Source organism: Stenotrophomonas sp. YJH_SMC_20 (assembly GCF_059367845.1).
On record NZ_JCAFRG010000001.1, the window covers coordinates 187,129 to 204,432 of the forward strand.

Below are 17,304 nucleotides of genomic sequence, written 5' to 3' on the forward strand. Positions count from 1 at the left end.
CATGCCTCCCGTGCCGCCCCGACCCGACGACGCCGACAACGTCACCCCGCCGCCGCCCACCGACGCGGCGCCCGCGTCCACGCCGGTAGAACCCGCGGTCGCGCCGAAGTACCTCAAGCCCAGCGCGCGCAGCGTGGCGGTGATGGTGATTGTCGCCCTGCTGGGCATTGCGCTGATCCTGCGTGCCTGGCACCTGTGGCCGTTCACCAGCAGCGTGATGGTGACCGACAACGCCTATGTGCGCGGCCAGATCACGGTGATGGCGCCGCAGGTGAACGGCTATGTGACCGAGGTGCTGGTGAAGGACTTCCAGCACGTGAAGGAAGGCGAGCCGCTGCTGCGCATCGATGACCGCATCTATGCGCAGCGTGTCGCCCAGGCGCAGGCAACGCTGGACAGCGCGCGCGCGGCGCTGGCCAACTCCGACCAGTCGCAGGCGCAAAACCGTGCGCAGATCGCCTCGGCGCGCGCCACGCTCTCGGCCGGCCAGGCCGAACTGCAGCGCTCGCGCAACGAGCTGAAGCGCTACGAGGAACTGGCCGCACAGCAACTCGTGTCGATCAATGACCGCGACAAGTTCCGCACCAGCCAGGCCTCGGCGCAGGCCAGCGTGCAGCAGTCGCAGGCGCAGATCCGCATCGCCGAGGAAACGCTGGTGTCGACCCAGGTCGCGCGCAAAAGCCTGGAGGCCCAGGTGGAAAGCGCGCAGGCGCAGCTGGAGCTGGCCCGCATCGATCTGGCCAATACGGTGATCCACGCACCGCGCGACGGCCAGATCAGTGAAGCCAGCGTACGCGTGGGCCAGTACGTCGCGGCCGGCTCGCAGCTGCTGTTCCTGGTACCTGACACGCTGTGGGTGGTGGCCAACTACAAGGAAGGCCAGACCTGGGGGATGGCGATCGGCCAGCCGGCCACGTTCTCGGTGGACGCGTTCCAGGGGCAGGTGCTGAAGGGCCGTGTCGAAGAGATCGCGCCCGCCACCGGGTCGGAGTTCAGCGTGTTGCGCCCGGACAATGCCAGCGGCAACTTCACCAAGGTGGTGCAGCGGCTGCCGGTGCGGATCTCGATCGATCCGGGTCAGGCACTGGCGGCGCGGCTGCGGCCCGGCATGTCGGTGATCGTGCGGGTGGATACGGCAGGCAAACCGAAGGACTAGCCCTTGTCATGAAACGGGGTCAGATCCCTTTTGCCAATGGCAAAGGAATCTGACCCCACTCAGGATGCCGGCCAGCGGCCGGCACTACCATTGCATTACCCCGCGCAGCGCGCGCAGAGACCGTGCACTTCAAGGGTCTGTGCCTGCGGCTGGAAGCCCAGTTCCTTGGCGCGCTTTTCCAGCTGGCTGACGATTTCCCGGTCTTCCAGTTCCACCGCGCTGTGGCAGCTGTTGCAGATCAGGAACGGCACCGAATGCGCGGCGCTGCTGGGGTGGTGGCAGGCCACGAAGGCATTCACCGATTCCAGCTTGTGCACGAAACCATTGGCCATCAGGAAGTCGAGGGCGCGGTACACGGTGGGCGGGGCATCAGCACCCACACCCTTGCCGTTGCGCACCCATTCCAGCAACTCATAGGCCTTGACCGGCTTGCCGGCCTCGGCGATCAGCTTCAGTACATTGGCGCGGATCGGGGTAAGGCGCAGCCCGCGTTCGCGCGAGACACGCTCGACCACCGCCACGAAATCCGATGCGTCGTGGACGTGGTGGTGCGGGGCGGTACAAGCAGTGGCGGTCTTGGCGGACATGCGCGTTCTCCGGTTCGGGCCTGGCAAGGATGCCTCAGGCCGTTGCTACCTTGGTGATGGCCACATCGATGCGTTTCAAGGCCTGCTCGCGGCCAGCCAGGTACACGGTATGGGAAATGTCAGGACTGACCTGGGTACCGGTGATGGCCACGCGCAACGGCTGGGCCACCTTGCCCATGCCGATCTCCAGCGCTGCGGCCGCGTCATGCAGGGCCAGGCCCACCGATTCGGCGGTCCATTCCGGCAACGCCGCCAGCAGCTCGCGGGCCTTGCCCAGCGCCACCTCGGCACCGGCCTTGAAGTGCTTGGCCACCGCCGCGTCATCGTACTCGGTCAGCGGCTGGTACCAGACCACGGCTTTCTCGGCCATCTCCTTCAGGGTCTGCACGCGTTCACGCAGGGCGATCACCACGTCCTCCGGTGCCGGTCCGGCAGCCACGTCCAGCCCCAGCTTCTGCAGCTGGTAGACCAGGTGCGGCACGATCGCGGCCACATCCTCGGTCTTCAGGAAGTGCTGGTTGACCCAGCCCAGCTTGGCCATGTCCAGTCGCGAGGCCTTGGAGTTGCAGTCCTTCACGTCGAACAGCTCGATCAGCTCCTGGCGGCTGAACAGCTCCTGGTCACCGTGCGACCAGCCGAGACGGGCCAGGTAGCTCAGCAGCGCATCGGGCAGGTAGCCGGCGTCCTTGTACTGCATCACGTCGGCCGCGCCGGTGCGCTTGGACAACTTGGCGCCCTGCTCGTCCAGGATCATCGGCATGTGGCCGAACTTCGGCACCGGCGCACCAATGCCTTCGTACAGGTTGATCTGGCGCGGGGTGTTGTTGATGTGGTCGTCGCCGCGGATGACCTCGGTGATGCCCATGTCCCAGTCGTCCACCACCACCGCGAAGTTGTAGGTGGGGTAGCCGTCCGGGCGGAAGATGACCATGTCATCCAGCTCGCTGTTGGCGATCTCGATGCGGCCCTTGATCAGGTCATCGAACACCACCGTGCCTTCCAGCGGGTTCTTGAAGCGGATGACGCGGTTCGGGTCGTCCCGGTAGGGCAGGCCCAGATCGCGCGCAGCGCCGTTGTAGCGCGGCTTTTCCTGCCTGGCCATGGCGGCCTCGCGCATGGCATCCAGCTCCTCGCGGGTCTCGTAGGCGTAGTACGCCTTGCCCTCGGCGATGAGCTGCTCGGCCACTTCCTGGTAACGGGCGACGCGGTCAGTCTGGTAGATCGGGCCTTCGTCGTAGTCCAGGCCCAGCCACTCCATCGCCTCCAGGATGGCGTCGATTGCGCCCTGGGTGCTGCGTTCGCGGTCGGTGTCCTCGATGCGCAGCACGAACTCACCGCCGCGGTGACGGGCCTCCAGCCAGCAGTACAGCGCGGTGCGGGCACCACCGATGTGCAGGTAGCCAGTGGGACTGGGGGCGAAGCGGGTGCGGCAGGTCATGGACGGCTCGAGGAACGGGAATCCCCCGATTTTACCAGCCCACCGCCCCCGACGGAAAAAGGGGACGGAGGGGATTAAGTCGCGATTGCCCAGCCCTGGGGTGCTGCAACCGGGAAGCGGAGGGGAGATACGACTTAATCCCCTCCGTCCCCTTTTACGGTTCTGCCTTTCGCGGGAAGGACGGCTCGCGCATTGCGGCGTTGTAGGCGAACGAAGCGACGATGGCCGCGGCCTGCTTCAGGTCTTCCGGTTCGGCGTGGTCCCAGGTGTCCAGGTGGCTGTGGTGGACGTTGGTGAAGTAGTCCAGCCGGTCCTGGATGAACTGGAAGCCCGGCAGGCCGATGCGATCGAAGCTGATGTGGTCGGTACTGCCGGTGTTGCGGGTGGCCACGGTGGTGGCGCCCACGTCATGGAACGGCGCCAGCCAGGCTTCGAAGATCGGCATCGCCGCCAGGTTTTCCTGCGCGTAGATGCCACGGAAGCGGCCCGAGCCGTTGTCCATGTTGAAGTAAACCTGGAACTTGCTGTAATCGCGGGTCTTCTGCAGTGCACCGGTCGGCTCGCGCAGCGACGCCGGCAGCGCCTTCTGCGCCGCGTCAGTGGGTTCGGGGAAGCGACCGAAATGCTTGGCGACGTAGGCCTGCGAGCCGATCAGGCCCTGCTCCTCGCCGCTCCACAGCGCCACGCGGATGGTGCGCCTGGGCTTGGCGCCGGTGGCCTTGAGGATGCGCATCGCCTCCATCATCACCGCCACGCCGGCCGCGTTGTCGGCCGCACCGGTGCCGCTGTGCCACGAATCCAGGTGCGCACCGATCATCACCACTTCATCGGGCTTGCTGCTGCCGCGGATCTCGGCCAGCGTGTTGTAGCCGGGCTGGTCGGCCTCGTCGGTGAAGCGTGCGGCCACATCCACGCGCAGGCGCACGGTCTGCTTGGCCTCCAGCGCGCGTACCAGCGGATTGAAGTGCTCGCTGATCATCGCCAGCTCGGGAATGCCCACCGACTCACCGGCCTTGCGCGAACCACCACCGGCAACGCGGATGATGCCGTTGTCCCAGCTGCTGATGCCGATCGAGGCCAGCGCGCCCTCTTCCACGAAGAAGGCATTGACCTTGGCCGCCAGCTGCTGGCGTTCCTGGTATTCCTTGACCCGCTTGGCGCGCTCGGCGGTGGCGTCCTTGTCCTTGGGCAGGGTGAACTCCTGCAGGCCCTCCAGCGAGGTGGCGTCGTGGCGGTGCGAATCGGGCTCGGTGCCCCGCTTGTATTCGCGTGCCTCGCCCAGCAGGAGGATCTTGCCACGCAGCTTGCCGCGGTACTTCTCTATGTCTTCGGGCTTCTTGATGTCGACCTGCACCAGCTCGCCTTCGACCGGGCCCTTCGTACCGGGGGTCCAGGCCTTGGGCAGCGCATGCAGCGGCTGCACGCGGTCACCCAGCATTTCCACGCTCGCCGAGGTGAATTCCCAGCCACGGCCGAAATCATCGAAGGCCTCGTCGTGGACGTTGTCCAGCTTCCATTCGTTGAACTTGCCGCGGGTCCACGCATTGGCGCGGCCCATCGCCGGCGAGTTGGTCAACCGCGGTCCAATGCGTTCGGTGAGGTAACTGAAGGTGTCCATTACCTGCGACCGGTGGAAGGCCTCCTGGCGGATGCGGCTGACCATGTCCAGGTCCACCGTCTCGCGCTGCTGCGCCCCTGCATTGCCACCCATCACCAGCGCTGCGGCCAGCACGCCCCACTTCAACACATCGCACCCCTGCCCTTCGGCTCGATCTTCAACCCATCGAGTCTAGCCAGCAGGGGCGCGCCGATACCGTCCCATCGGTCATGGACAGCAGTAGATCCACGCCATGCGTGGATGAACAACCCGATCACCCCCTCCACCCCAACCACAACTGCGCCCGCTCCGGCAGCAACAACAACCAGTGCCGCCGGTCGACGCTGCAGCAGCCGTACACCGCCGCATGCGCGGGCCAGTCATCGGGCAGGCCGTCGATGCCGATTTCGGCCAGCGCTTCCGCCCCGGCCTTCCATGGCCGGTAGCGCGGCACCCGTCCGGCCACTGCGCCACGTCCCTGCCGCGCACCCTGCAACCAGCCCAGGCCCTTGCCCCGCAGTCCTTGGCAGGTCGCCGCCGCCAGCTGGAAGCGGACCAGGCCGGGGGCGATCCGTGCCCCCGGCAGGGCCGCCAGCACGCCATGTGCCTGCAGCAGTGCATCCACTTCCAACAGGGCCGGAATACCCTGCCGTGCCCGTTGCCGCAATCCCTGGCGCCAACTCATGGCCTGCTCCTTACTTCAGGTCCGCGCCGAGCGCGTACCAGTCCACCCGACGGGTCACCCACATCGCCAGCGCCAGGATCACGAACAGCAGCAGCGAACCCATCAGCAGCGCATTGTTCTCCGACACCAGCAGGCCATACAGCGCGCCGTACAGCACGGTCAGCAGCGCCGCGAAGCCGAAGCCGCGCTTCCAGTGGCCCAGCACATTGGCCAGGTACACCGCCTGCAGGCCGATGCAGGCCACCGCCGAAACCAGGTAGGCCTTCCAGAACGCGATGTGCTCGGACAGGCTGATCAGCAGCAGGAAGAAGATCGCCAGCGCCAGGCCGACCATCAGGTACTGCAGCGGGTGGATGCGCAGCGACTTGATCAGCTCGAACAGGATGAAGCCGAGGAAGGTCAGCAGCACGAACAGCACGCCGTACTTCGAGGCACGGTCGGCCTGGGTGTAGGTATCGACCGGATCGACCAGCGACACCGTCACCGCCTGCGAGTCCACCGAACCGTCATTGCGCAACTGCCGCTGTGCGTCGGAGGCCAGCGAGGACACCGCCCAGCGCGCATCGAATCCCTGCGCATCAACGCGGCGCTCGTTGGGCAGGAAAGCTCCGCTGAACGACGGATGCGGCCAGCTCGAACGCAGCGCGATGTGGGTGTCATCGCCCACCGGCACCACCGACAGCATGCGACTGCCATCCAGGCGCAGCTCCAGTTCAACGGTGCTGGCGGCCAGCGTGCCGCCCTGATCCGCATCGAAACCGGCCACCGGTGCATGCAGGCCCCGCCCGATCTCGCTGGCCGCACCAACACCCGGCAGCAAACGCAGCTGCTTGCCATCCACGCGCAGGTTCGGCGTGCCGACCAGGCCACGGACATCGGAAACCCCCACCGCCACATACGGCTGGCCGTAACTGCGGCCCGCCTTCACCGGGTAATCGTCTGCGGCGAAGGTCGCCTTCATCTGGCCGTTCCAGCTGTACACCGGCACCTTGAACAGCCCCACCTCGCGCTGGCTCGGCAGCATTTCGCCGCCCACCTCCAGCGACGCCGGCATCTGCAGCCAGTGCCCCTCGGTGACCTGCACCTCGGTCTTCTTGACGCCCAGCGGGTCAACCAGTTCAACCTGCTTGCGTTCCACCCACGGCACCACCCGCACCGGGCCCACCAGCTGCTGCGTGCCGGCACGGCTGTCGGCCACCCGCGCAAAGGCCTCGTCGCGGTACTGGCTGCGTTCGGTGATCACCCCGCGGATCATCATCAGCGGCACCAGCAACAACAGGATCAGCCCGCCGACAATGGCGAACCGCAGCAGCATCTTCAGGGATTTCATGGTCCATCCTCGTTGGAGAGGGCTGCAGGATGGACCGCTGCGGTGAGCAGGGTTTGTGGCGAATTTGAAGCGAGTGTGAAGTCAGCGGCGCGGGCGCTGGCCCGCAGCACCCAACGGCAGCCACAGGCTGGCCACCGTGCCACCGCCATCGCGGGCGTCGAGGCTGGCGCGTCCGTCATGCAGGCGAGCCACTTCCTGCACGAACGGCAGGCCCAGGCCGGAACTGCGCCGGCCGCTGCCGGGGCGGGCCAGCGAATAGAAGCGTTCGAACACCCGTTCGCGCGCGTAGTCGGGAATGCCGGCACCGCGATCCGCTACCTGCAGGCGTACGCCCTGCCCGTCCACCTCGGCCTGCAGCGCGATGTCCGCGCCGGGCGGTGAGAAGGCAATGGCGTTGTCGATCAGGTTGTGCAACGCCTGCCGCAGCAGATAGGCATCACCCTGCACGCGCATGTCGGGTACGCTGCCGATGCGCACCTGCACGCCGGCCGCCTGCGCACGCACCTGCGCGGCCGCCGCCGCATCGGCCAGCAAGGTTGGCAGCGCGATCGGATCGCGGGTCTGCAGCCAGCCGTGCTGTTCCACTTCGGCCAGCGCCAGCAGCTTGTCGATCGTCTCGGTCAGCCGCTCCTGCTGATCGACGATGCTGCGTGCAAAATGCACGCGGTCGGCCTCCGGCAGTGGCTCCTGCAGCAGCTCGGCGGCACCGCGGATCGCCGCCAGCGGACTCTTCATTTCATGCGTCAGCGACTGCACGTACTGCTCGACGTAGGCCTTGCCCTCCAGCTTGCGGCGCATCGTTTCCAGTGCCTGGCCCAGGTCGCCGATCTCGTCGCGGCGCCGCCGCGGGGGTGGCACCGGTTCGCCGGCGCTGACCGCACGCGCGTAGCGGCTGAGCTGGCCAAGGCCCGTGGTGAGCCACATCGTCACCAGCACGCCGACCAGCGCCGACAATCCGATCAGCCAGGCGCCGCGCTCGATGATGGCGCGTTGGCTTGCAGCGATGAACGGATCGATGCTGCGGTTGGGCTGGGCCAGGCTGAGCACGCCGATCAGCGTGCGCCCATCGTCCGGGTCGTATACCGGCGCCGCCACATGCATCACCGTATTGCCTTCCTCGCCCGGCGTTTCCGGGCTGGAGCGGGCACCGTACTCGCCACGCAGGGTGCGATAGACATCATTCCAGCGCGAGTTGTCGCGCCCCAGGTCGCGGCCCAGCGAGTCGTAGATGACGATGCCCTTGGCATCGGTGATGGTCACCCGGTAGTCCAGTGAGCGCTTGGGAAAGCGCCAGACCATCGCTTTCAGGTCACGCTGCCGCGCCTTGGCGAGGTTGCGGGTGAAGCTGCCGCTGCCGATGGTGCCGGCCTTGACGTCGGCGGCGGCCATCTCGGCCAGCACGTTGGCCGCATCGACCAGGGTCGATTCCATCGCCTGGCGCACGCCGGGCTTCACTTCGTTGACGAACACGCGCATCACGAAGAACGCGGCGATGCCGGTTATCAGGAAGAAGCCGAGGAACAGCTTCAATACCAGGCGCATCGGCTAGACCTCCAGCGCGTAGCCAAGGCCACGGTGGGTGCGGATGGGGTCTTCGCTGGCACCGGCCGCGCGCAGCTTGGCGCGCAGCGTCTTTACATGCGTATCAACGGTGCGGTCGGCGCTGTCGGCACTGCTGTCCCAGCCACGGTCCATCAGCTGGGCACGGCTGAGGATGGCGCCCGGGCGCTGCAGCAGCGCTTCCAGCAGCGCGTACTCGTAGCGGGTCAGGTCCAGTGCCTGGCCGCGGAAGCGGATACGCCGACCTTCGCGGTCGATGGCAAAGGCGCCATGTTCCTGCCAGCCCGCATCGGCGCTGGGTCCTGCGTTGACCGGTGCCGCGCGGCGCAGGCGCGCACGCACCCGCGCCACCAGTTCTCGCGGCGAGAACGGCTTGGTCATGTAATCGTCGGCGCCCAGTTCCAGGCCCAGCACGCGGTCCACTTCATCGTTGCGGGCGGTCAGGAAGATCACCGGCAGCTGCGCCGCCGGCCCGGGCTGCGCGCGCAGCCGGCGGCACACCTCGAAGCCACCCAGGTCGGGCAGGCCCACGTCCAGCACCACCACGTCGATATCCCCGGCCTGCAGCCGTTGCAGCGCCTCGCCACCGAGCAGGCAGTGGCTGGCGGCATAGCCCTCGCTGCGCAGCGCATAGAGCACGGTTTCGGCGATGGCGGCTTCGTCCTCGACCACCAGGACATGGGCAACAGGAGCTGTCATGGCGCGCAGCATAGCCGCTGCGGCCGCCGCCCCGTACACTGCGGCCCATGAACTATCGCCACGCCTTCCATGCCGGCAACCACGCCGACGTGCTCAAACACATCGTGCAGCTGGCCCTGATCGACAGCTTCAAGCGCAAGGACAGCCCGTTCTTCGTGCTCGACACCCACGGCGGTGCTGGCCGCTACCTGCTGGCCAGCGAAGAGAGCCGCAAGACGCTGGAGGCCGAGTCCGGAATCATGCGGCTGATGGCCCAGCCCAAGCTGCCCGAGGTGGTCGAGCGCTACCTGAAGGCGGTGCAGGCCGACAATCCGGTGGGCGCGCTGACCAACTACCCGGGCTCGCCGCTGTTGAGCGCACAGGCCATGCGCGCGCAGGACCGCATGGCGGTCTGTGAACTTCAGGAGGCCGAAACGGCCACGCTGAAGGCCCTGTTCGCCCATGACAGCCGCGTCGACGTGCGCGCCGGCGATGGCTATGCCCTGCTGCGCTCGCTGCTGCCGCCGAAGTTCAACGGCAGCAAGATCGGCCGTGGCCTGGTCCTGATCGACCCGCCGTACGAGGCCCAGGACGCGGAATACCAGAACGTCCTGGCCGCCCTGGCCGAGACCTTGGCACGCTGGCCGCAGGCCACCTGTGCGGTCTGGTTCCCGATCAAGCAGCGGCGCACCATCCTGCACTTCCTGCGCAAGGCCACCGCCCTGCCGGTCAAGTCGGCGATGACGATCGAGTTCCTGGTGCGCCCTGACGACTCGCCGCTGCGGCTCAACGGCAGCGGCATGCTGCTGCTCAACCCGCCCTGGCAGTTCGACCGGGTGGTCGGCCCGGCCCTGCCGGCGCTGCGCCAGCACCTGGGCGAACCCGGTGCCAGCACCCGCCTGGATTGGCTCAAAGCCCCCGAATAACGGCCTTCACGAGGCTGTACCGCCGTGAGCCTTCCGTTCACGGAATGCAGCCCCGGTGATGCCACAATCGATGGACCACCAAGGAATCACCCGGTATGGCCACTCGCAACCGCATGCCGCCCTGGCATGAGATCTTCAAGGCTCCCAGCGGCCACGAGCTGCTGATCCGCCCCATCCGCCCGGAAGATGGCGCACCGCTGCAAGCGGCATTCAGCCTGTTCGGGCCGGAAGAAATCCGTGATCGTTTCCTGCAGGCGGTGACCGAACTGTCGCCGGAGACTACCCAGCGCCTGACCCACCCGAACCCCAAGACCGAGATCACCCTGGTCGCAGCCGAGTCCCTGCCCGCTGGCGAAGCGGTGGTCGGCGCGGTTGCCCGGGCCTCGATCATCCCCGGCACCCGTGAAGCCGAGTACGCGATCCTGATCAGCCGCTTCCTGATCGGCCAGGGCCTGGGCCGGCAGCTGATGCGCAAGCTGGTGAAGTGGGGCCGCGGCAAGTACCTGGACCGCCTGTACGGCGACGTTGCCGCCGAGAACGAGCCGATGAAGCAGCTGGCCGCCTCGCTGGGCTTCAAGCCGGTGCCGCATCCGAACGGTGCCGAAGGCCTGGTGCGGATGGTGCTGGAGTTGGACAACTGAAGGTAGCGCCGGGCCATGCCCGGCGACGTTGATTCAACCGCCGCGCTCGCCGGGCTTGGCCCGGCGCTACACCCGCTCACGTCACGATCATGGGCCCGGCAGGGGCTTCTGCTAAAATCCGGAGTCCATGTCGCGTACCTCATACCCCGCCCCGCCGCTGCCGCGTGCCGGCCAGCTCCGCGCCTGGTGGCGCGCCCCCGCCTCGCCGACCGCCCTGGCCTGGTACCTGGCCGAGGCCGCGCGCGCGCACGACGCCCCGCTGCTGGTGATCGCCCGTGACAACCACGGTGCCAACCAGCTTGAAGCCGACCTGCAGACCCTGCTTGGCGGCGACCCGGCCCTGCCGGTGGTCGCCTTCCCTGACTGGGAAACCCTGCCCTACGACCGCTTCAGCCCGCATCCGGACATCATCTCGCAGCGCTTGGCTGCCCTGCACCGCCTGCCCACGCTGAAGCGCGGCCTGGTGATCGTGCCGGTGCAGACCCTGCTGCAGCAGCTGGCCCCGCGCAGCTATGTGATCGGTGGCAGCTTCGACCTGAAGGTCGGCCAGCGCCTGGACCTGGAGGCCGAGAAGCGCCGCCTGGAAAGCGCCGGCTACCGCAACGTGCCGCAGGTGATGGACCCGGGCGACTTCGCCGTGCGCGGCGGCCTGCTGGACGTGTTCCCGATGGGCGCCGACGAGCCGCTGCGGGTAGAACTACTGGACGAGGACATCGACTCGATCCGTGCCTTCGATCCGGAAAGCCAGCGTTCGCTGGACAAGGTCGAGGCGGTGCACATGCTGCCCGGCCGCGAAGTGCCGATGGACGAGGCCAGCATCGCACGCGTGCTGGCCACGCTGCGCGAGCGTTTCGATGTGGATACCCGGCGCAGTTCGCTGTACCAGGATCTGAAGTCCGGGCTGGCCCCGGCCGGCGTCGAGTACTACCTGCCGCTGTTCTTCGAGCGCACCGCGACCCTGTTCGACTACCTGCCCAGCGGCAGCCTGCCGGTGGTCTGTGCCGGTGCCGGCGAAGCCGCCGAGGCGTTCTGGGCGCAGACCGGCGAGCGTTATGAGCAGCGCCGCCACGATGTGGAACGGCCGCTGCTGCCGCCTTCGGCGTTGTACCTGTCGCCGGAGCTGCTGCGCGAGCGCCTGAACGATGCCCCGCGCATCGAGGTGTGGGCGGCTGACCATGCGCGCATCGCCGACGCGCACGCGCTGGGCGACCAGCCGCTGCCACCGCTGCCGGTGGCCGCGCGCGAAGCCCCCGCCGGCGATGCGCTGAAATCCTTCCTCGGCCATTATCCGGGCCGGGTACTGATCGCCGCCGATTCACCCGGCCGCCGCGAGGCGCTGCTGGAAGTGCTGCAGGCCGCCGAGCTGAAGCCGCCGGTGGTGGCCGACCTGCCCAGCTTCCTCGCCGACGACGCGCGCTTCGCGATCGCGGTGGCACCGCTGGAGGATGGCTTCGCGCTGGACGATCCGCGCATCGCGGTGCTGACCGAGCGCCAGCTGTTCCCCGAGCGCGCCGGCAGCACCCGGCGCACGCGCCGTGCCGGCCGCGAGCCGGAAGCGATCATCCGCGACCTCGGTGAACTGACCGAGGGCGCGCCGATCGTGCACGAGGATCATGGCGTCGGCCGCTATCGTGGCCTGATCGCGATGGACGTCGGCGGCATGCCCGGCGAGTTCCTCGAAATCGAATATGCCAAGGGCGACCGCCTGTATGTGCCGGTCGCCCAGCTGCACCTGATCAGCCGCTATTCCGGTGCGTCGGCGGAAACCGCGCCGCTGCATTCGCTCGGTGGCGAGCAGTGGAGCAAGGCCAAGCGCAAGGCCGCCGAGAAAGTACGCGACGTTGCTGCCGAGCTGCTGGAGATCCAGGCGCGCCGCCAGGCGCGTGCCGGCCTGGCACTGCAGGTCGACCGCGCGATGTACGAGCCGTTCGCGGCCGGTTTCCCGTTCGAGGAGACCCCGGACCAGCTGGCCGCGATCGATGCGACCCTGCGCGACCTGGCCAGCAGCCAGCCGATGGACCGCGTGGTCTGCGGCGACGTCGGCTTCGGCAAGACCGAGGTGGCGGTGCGCGCCGCGTTCGCCGCCGCCAGTGCCGGCAAGCAGGTGGCCGTGCTGGTGCCGACCACGCTTCTGGCCGAACAGCACTACCGCAACTTCCGCGACCGCTTCGCCGATTACCCGCTGAAGGTCGAGGTGCTGTCGCGCTTCAAGACCAGCAAGGAAATCAAGGCCGAACTGGAAAAGGTCGCTGCCGGCACCATCGACGTCATCGTCGGCACCCATCGCCTGCTGCAGCCGGACGTGAAGTTCAAGGACCTGGGCATGGTCATCGTCGACGAGGAGCAGCGATTCGGCGTGCGCCAGAAGGAGGCGCTGAAGGCGCTGCGCGCCAACGTGCACCTGCTGACGCTGACCGCCACGCCGATCCCGCGCACGCTCAACATGGCCATGGCCGGCCTGCGCGACCTTTCGATCATCGCCACGCCGCCGCCGAACCGGCTGGCGGTGCAGACCTTCATCACCCAGTGGGACAACGCGCTGCTGCGCGAAGCCTTCCAGCGCGAGCTCGCGCGCGGTGGCCAGCTGTACTTCCTGCACAACGACGTGGAGAGCATCGGCCGCATGCAGCGCGAGCTGTCCGAGCTGGTGCCGGAGGCACGCATCGGCATCGCCCACGGGCAGATGCCCGAGCGCGAACTGGAAAAGGTGATGCTGGATTTCCAGAAGCAGCGTTTCAACGTGCTGCTGTCGACCACGATCATCGAATCGGGCATCGACATCCCCAACGCCAACACCATCATCATCAACCGTGCCGACCGTTTCGGCCTGGCCCAGCTGCACCAGCTGCGTGGCCGCGTCGGTCGTTCGCACCACCGTGCCTACGCCTACCTGATCACCCCCGACCGTCGCGCGATCACCCCCGACGCCGAGAAGCGCCTGGAAGCGATCGCCTCGATGGACGAGCTGGGCGCCGGCTTCACCCTGGCCACCCACGATCTGGAAATCCGCGGCGCCGGTGAACTGCTTGGCGAGGACCAGAGCGGGCAGATGGCCGAGGTCGGCTTCAGCCTGTATACCGAGCTGCTGGAACGCGCGGTACGCAGCATCAAGCAGGGCAAGTTGCCCGACCTGGATGCCGGTGAAGAAGTGCGCGGTGCCGAGGTCGAGCTGCATGTGCCGGCGCTGATCCCGGAAGACTACCTGCCGGACGTGCACACGCGCCTGACCCTGTACAAGCGCATTTCAAGCGCGCGCGACAGCGATGCGCTGCGCGAGCTGCAGGTGGAGATGATCGACCGCTTCGGCCTGCTGCCGGATGCGGCCAAGCACCTGTTCGCCATCGCCGAGCTGAAGCTCAAGGCCAACACGCTGGGCATCCGCAAGCTGGACCTGGGCGAGAACGGTGGCCGCATCGTGTTCGAGTCCAAGCCGAACATCGACCCGATGGCGGTGATCCAGCTGATCCAGAAACAACCGAACCTCTACGCCATGGAAGGGCCCGACAAGCTGCGCATCAAGCACCCGCTGCCGTTGCCGGAAGACCGCTTCAATGCGGCCCGCGCCCTTCTGACCACCCTCGCCCCGGGTTGATCGCCCCCCCCGAACACCCCGCACCGGTCCCCACCCGGTGCGGGCGGATGACCATGCTCCCTGACGCCGTACCCGCCCCCGACCTGCTGCACGCGCAGTCCTGCCTGATCGATGCGCTCTCGATGTCGCTGCAGATGCGCGACGCCTACACCCGCCACCACTGCGACCGCGTCGGCCTGCTCGCGCAGTGCCTGGCCGCGCACTGCGACCTGGGTCAGGAGGCCTGTGCACAGGTCGGCCTGGCCGCGCGCTTCCATGACATCGGCAAGATCGGCATTCCCGACGAGGTGCTGCTGGCCCCGCGCCGCCATACCGACGAGGAACGCGCGATCATGCGTGAGCATCCGGTGCGCGGCGAACACATCTTCCTGGCGACCGGTCGCAGTGACGCCGCGCCGGTCGCGCAGCTGATCCGTGCCCATCACGAGGCGTTCGATGGGAGCGGCTATCCCGACGGGCTACGCGGTGAGACCATTCCCCTGGGCGCGCGCATCGTCACCATCGTCGATGCCTACGATGCGATGACCAGCGTACGCCCGTATCGCGACGCCATGGAGCACGAAACCGCCTTGCGGATCATCGAAGCGCAGTCCGGCGGGCTGGTGGACCCCTACGTGCTGCAGCGCTTCCATCGCATGCTGGCGCGGGAACCTGCGCTGGCCTGAGATCTTCCCGACGATGAAACGACCCGCCGGTAGAGTCGACTGTTAGTCGACTGCTCTTCGTTCAGCTCGAGAAAATCCCGCGCTGCGCGCGATAGTCGACTAACAGTCGACTCTACCAGCCGGCGCTGCGCTGCCGGCCTGGAAAACAAAAGGCCCGGCATTCGCCGGGCCTTTCGCATCATGCATCACGGATGATCGATTACCAGATCACCACGCGCTTGTCGTCGGCACGCACCATCGCATCACCGGCCTTGCACTGGAATGCAGCGGCATAGGACGGCATGTTCGACGGCGCACCGTTGGCACGGAAGTTGGCCGGGGCGTGCGGATCGGTGTTCAGGCGGACGCGCAGCTCACCATCGGTGAAGTTGCGGCGCCACACCGTGGCCCAGTTCATGAAGAAGCGCTGGTCCTGGCTGTGGCCATCGACCTCGACATTCGCCTTCGGGTCTTCCTTCAGCGCCATCTGCAGCGCGTCATAGGCCACGGTCAGGCCGCCCAGGTCGCCGATGTTCTCGCCCAGGGTCAGCTTGCCCTTCACGAACACGCCCGGCACCGACTCGTAGCCGTCGAACTGCGCGACCAGCTGGTCGGTACGCTCGGTGAAGGCCTTGCGGTCGGCGTCGGTCCACCAGTTGTCGAAGTTGCCGTTGGCGGCGAACTGGCTGCCCGAGTCGTCGTAGCCGTGCATCATTTCGTGGCCGATGACCGCACCGATGCCGCCGTAGTTCAGCGCCGGATCGGCCTTGGCGTCGAAGAACGGCGCCTGCAGGATCGCTGCCGGGAACACGATCTCGTTCTTGGTGGCGTTGTAGTACGCGTTGACGGTCTGCGGGGTCATGCCCCATTCGGTCTTGTCCACCGGCTTGCCGATCTTGTCCAGCATGTAGCGGTAGTTGAACGCACGCGCCGCCTGCATGTTGCCCAGGTAGCTGTCGCCGTTGGTCTGCAGGCCCGACCAGTCACGCCACTTGTCCGGGTAGCCGATCTTCGGGGTGAAGCTGGCCCACTTTTCCAGTGCCTTCTTCTTCGTTTCCTCGCCCATCCACGGCAGCTGCTCCAGCCGCGCCTTCAATGCCTGCGACAGGTTCTCCACCAGGTGCTGCATGGCCACCTTCGACTCGGCCGGGAACACGGCGTCGACGTACAGCTGGCCCAGGGCTTCGCCCATGCCACCGTTGACCGACTCCAGCACGCGCTTCCAGCGCGGCTGCATTTCCTTCTGGCCACGCAGGGTGGTGCCGTAGAACTCGAAGTTGGCCTTCTCGAACTGGCTGCTCAGGTACGGCGCGGCATCGTCGATGGTGTGGAAGCGCAGGTAGGCCTGCCAGGTGCTGGCCGGCACGTCGGCCAGCATCTTGTCCATTTCACCGAAGAAGCCCGGCTGGGCCAGTGAGAACTTCTGCGCGGCCGGCACCTTCAGCGTGTCGAACAGCGCGGTCCAGCTGAAGTTCGGGGTCAGTCTGTCGGCCTCAGCCGCGCTGAGCGGGTTGTAGCGCTTGGCCGGGTCACGCATTTCGATGCGCGACATCGAGGCCTTGGCCAGGCGGGTTTCGAAGGCCATCACGGCCTTGGCCTGCTCGGCGGCCTGCGCCGCGTCCACGCCGGACAGGGTCAGCACCTGTGCGATATAGGCCACGTAGGCGTCGCGGATCTTGGCCTGCGCATCGTCGAAGTAGTAGCCCTTCTCCGGCAGGCCCAGGCCACCCTGGCCGACGTAGGCGATGACGTTGGCCGAATCCTTGTAGTCGGCATTGGCGAACAGCGAGAACAGCACGCCCTTGCCTTCGGCCTGGCTGTCGCGCAGGTACCGGGTGATGGCGGCGGTGTCGTTAAGCGCGGTGATCTTGTCCAGCTGCGGCTGCAGCGGCGCCAGGCCGGCAGCTTCGATCTTCGCTTCGTCGTTGCCGGTCTTCCAGATGTCACCGATCTTGGCTTCCACCGAGCCGGCCTTGGCCTGGCTGGCGGCGGCCTGCTGGACCAGCGCGTGCTGCACTTCCAACGAGCGCTCGCGCAGAATCTCGAAGCTGCCCCAGGTGGTCTGATCGCCCGGCACCGGGTTGGCCTTCAGCCACTTGCTGTTGACGAAGCCATTGAGGTCGGTACAGGCGGAGATGGACGGATCGAGATCAGCGCTGTTGAGCGAAATCAGCGGCGTCTTGATCTGCGACAGGTCGAAGGCTGGCTTGGCGTCGGCGCTGGCCGCCGGTGCGGCGTCATTCTTGCCACAGGCCGCCAGCGAAGCAGCGATGGCGATGGTCAGGCCCAGCGGGACCAGGTTGCGGACGTTCATGAGGCTCTCCTGCGGGTAATTTCACAGGGTAGCCGGGGGCGTGAGGTTGGGGACCGGCCAAAGGTCACAGAGCGGCCTTCTGTAGAGTCGAGCCATGCGCGACTGCTCTCCGTTCCGGGTTCATGCTTCGTGCGGCAAAAGCCCAAAGCAGCCGAG

13 protein-coding genes are annotated in these 17,304 nt (G+C 67.2%); 5 read left to right on the plus strand and 8 right to left on the minus strand.

Annotated features, from left to right (window positions below; all coding sequences use genetic code 11):
- Position 1 precedes the first annotated feature (1 nt).
- Positions 2-1,156 carry an HlyD family secretion protein gene (locus AC5P6A_RS00845; protein WP_021202514.1) on the plus strand — a complete coding sequence of 385 codons (1,155 nt, stop codon included), beginning with the start codon at positions 2-4 and terminating at the stop codon, positions 1,154-1,156.
- A 95-nt stretch (positions 1,157-1,251) separates the two neighbouring features.
- Here the strand turns inward: AC5P6A_RS00845 and AC5P6A_RS00850 are convergent, their stop codons facing one another.
- The 7 genes from AC5P6A_RS00850 to creB form a co-directional block, all read right to left on the minus strand.
- Complete coding sequence (locus AC5P6A_RS00850) at positions 1,252-1,743, minus strand: Fur family transcriptional regulator (RefSeq protein ID WP_021202513.1); 492 nt, start codon at positions 1,741-1,743, stop codon at positions 1,252-1,254.
- A gap of 34 nt (positions 1,744-1,777) precedes the next feature.
- Positions 1,778-3,181: a glutamate--tRNA ligase gene (gene gltX / locus AC5P6A_RS00855; RefSeq protein ID WP_134732486.1), complete on the minus strand. Its 1,404-nt coding sequence runs from the start codon at positions 3,179-3,181 to the stop codon at positions 1,778-1,780.
- A gap of 154 nt (positions 3,182-3,335) precedes the next feature.
- The gene (locus AC5P6A_RS00860; protein WP_346714683.1) at positions 3,336-4,928 is read right to left on the minus strand and encodes a M20/M25/M40 family metallo-hydrolase; all 1,593 of its coding nucleotides are present in this window, start codon (positions 4,926-4,928) and stop codon (positions 3,336-3,338) included.
- A gap of 124 nt (positions 4,929-5,052) precedes the next feature.
- Positions 5,053-5,463, minus strand: coding sequence for a hypothetical protein (locus AC5P6A_RS00865; protein ID WP_019659172.1), 411 nt, complete (start codon positions 5,461-5,463; stop codon positions 5,053-5,055).
- A gap of 10 nt (positions 5,464-5,473) precedes the next feature.
- Complete coding sequence (gene creD / locus AC5P6A_RS00870; RefSeq protein WP_346714682.1) at positions 5,474-6,793, minus strand: cell envelope integrity protein CreD; 1,320 nt, start codon at positions 6,791-6,793, stop codon at positions 5,474-5,476.
- 81 nt (positions 6,794-6,874) lie between these two features.
- Positions 6,875-8,335, minus strand: coding sequence for a two-component system sensor histidine kinase CreC (gene creC / locus AC5P6A_RS00875; protein WP_227844000.1), 1,461 nt, complete (start codon positions 8,333-8,335; stop codon positions 6,875-6,877).
- A gap of 3 nt (positions 8,336-8,338) precedes the next feature.
- Positions 8,339-9,064 (minus strand): two-component system response regulator CreB, encoded by a 726-nt coding sequence (gene creB, locus AC5P6A_RS00880; RefSeq protein ID WP_019659175.1) that lies wholly within the window; start codon positions 9,062-9,064, stop codon positions 8,339-8,341.
- A 35-nt stretch (positions 9,065-9,099) separates the two neighbouring features.
- On the opposite strand from creB, the gene AC5P6A_RS00885 reads away from it, so the two are divergent.
- The 4 genes from AC5P6A_RS00885 (at position 9,100) to AC5P6A_RS00900 (ending at position 14,855) form a co-directional block, all read left to right on the plus strand.
- Positions 9,100-9,957, plus strand: a complete 858-nt coding sequence (locus AC5P6A_RS00885) for a 23S rRNA (adenine(2030)-N(6))-methyltransferase RlmJ (RefSeq protein WP_021202507.1) — start codon at positions 9,100-9,102, stop codon at positions 9,955-9,957.
- A 95-nt stretch (positions 9,958-10,052) separates the two neighbouring features.
- Complete coding sequence (locus AC5P6A_RS00890; protein ID WP_019659177.1) at positions 10,053-10,598, plus strand: GNAT family N-acetyltransferase; 546 nt, start codon at positions 10,053-10,055, stop codon at positions 10,596-10,598.
- A gap of 127 nt (positions 10,599-10,725) precedes the next feature.
- Complete coding sequence (mfd, locus tag AC5P6A_RS00895) at positions 10,726-14,190, plus strand: transcription-repair coupling factor (RefSeq protein ID WP_206621639.1); 3,465 nt, start codon at positions 10,726-10,728, stop codon at positions 14,188-14,190.
- A 47-nt stretch (positions 14,191-14,237) separates the two neighbouring features.
- Complete coding sequence (locus AC5P6A_RS00900; protein ID WP_058983344.1) at positions 14,238-14,855, plus strand: HD-GYP domain-containing protein; 618 nt, start codon at positions 14,238-14,240, stop codon at positions 14,853-14,855.
- A 199-nt stretch (positions 14,856-15,054) separates the two neighbouring features.
- Here AC5P6A_RS00900 and AC5P6A_RS00905 read toward each other — a convergent pair whose 3' ends face one another.
- Entirely contained in the window at positions 15,055-17,148 is a 2,094-nt protein-coding gene (locus tag AC5P6A_RS00905; RefSeq protein WP_308305468.1) for a M13 family metallopeptidase, read from the minus strand.
- Positions 17,149-17,304: the final 156 nt, after the last annotated feature.

Coding starts and splice junctions, on each gene's coding strand:
- AC5P6A_RS00845 (WP_021202514.1), top strand. CDS start 2: ATGCCTCCCGTGCCGCCCCGACCCGACGACGCCGACAACGTCACCCCG.
- AC5P6A_RS00850 (WP_021202513.1), bottom strand. CDS start 1,743: ATGTCCGCCAAGACCGCCACTGCTTGTACCGCCCCGCACCACCACGTC.
- gltX (WP_134732486.1), bottom strand. CDS start 3,181: ATGACCTGCCGCACCCGCTTCGCCCCCAGTCCCACTGGCTACCTGCAC.
- AC5P6A_RS00865 (WP_019659172.1), bottom strand. CDS start 5,463: ATGAGTTGGCGCCAGGGATTGCGGCAACGGGCACGGCAGGGTATTCCG.
- creD (WP_346714682.1), bottom strand. CDS start 6,793: ATGAAATCCCTGAAGATGCTGCTGCGGTTCGCCATTGTCGGCGGGCTG.
- creC (WP_227844000.1), bottom strand. CDS start 8,335: ATGCGCCTGGTATTGAAGCTGTTCCTCGGCTTCTTCCTGATAACCGGC.
- creB (WP_019659175.1), bottom strand. CDS start 9,064: ATGCTGCGCGCCATGACAGCTCCTGTTGCCCATGTCCTGGTGGTCGAG.
- AC5P6A_RS00885 (WP_021202507.1), top strand. CDS start 9,100: ATGAACTATCGCCACGCCTTCCATGCCGGCAACCACGCCGACGTGCTC.
- AC5P6A_RS00890 (WP_019659177.1), top strand. CDS start 10,053: ATGGCCACTCGCAACCGCATGCCGCCCTGGCATGAGATCTTCAAGGCT.
- mfd (WP_206621639.1), top strand. CDS start 10,726: ATGTCGCGTACCTCATACCCCGCCCCGCCGCTGCCGCGTGCCGGCCAG.
- AC5P6A_RS00900 (WP_058983344.1), top strand. CDS start 14,238: ATGACCATGCTCCCTGACGCCGTACCCGCCCCCGACCTGCTGCACGCG.
- AC5P6A_RS00905 (WP_308305468.1), bottom strand. CDS start 17,148: ATGAACGTCCGCAACCTGGTCCCGCTGGGCCTGACCATCGCCATCGCT.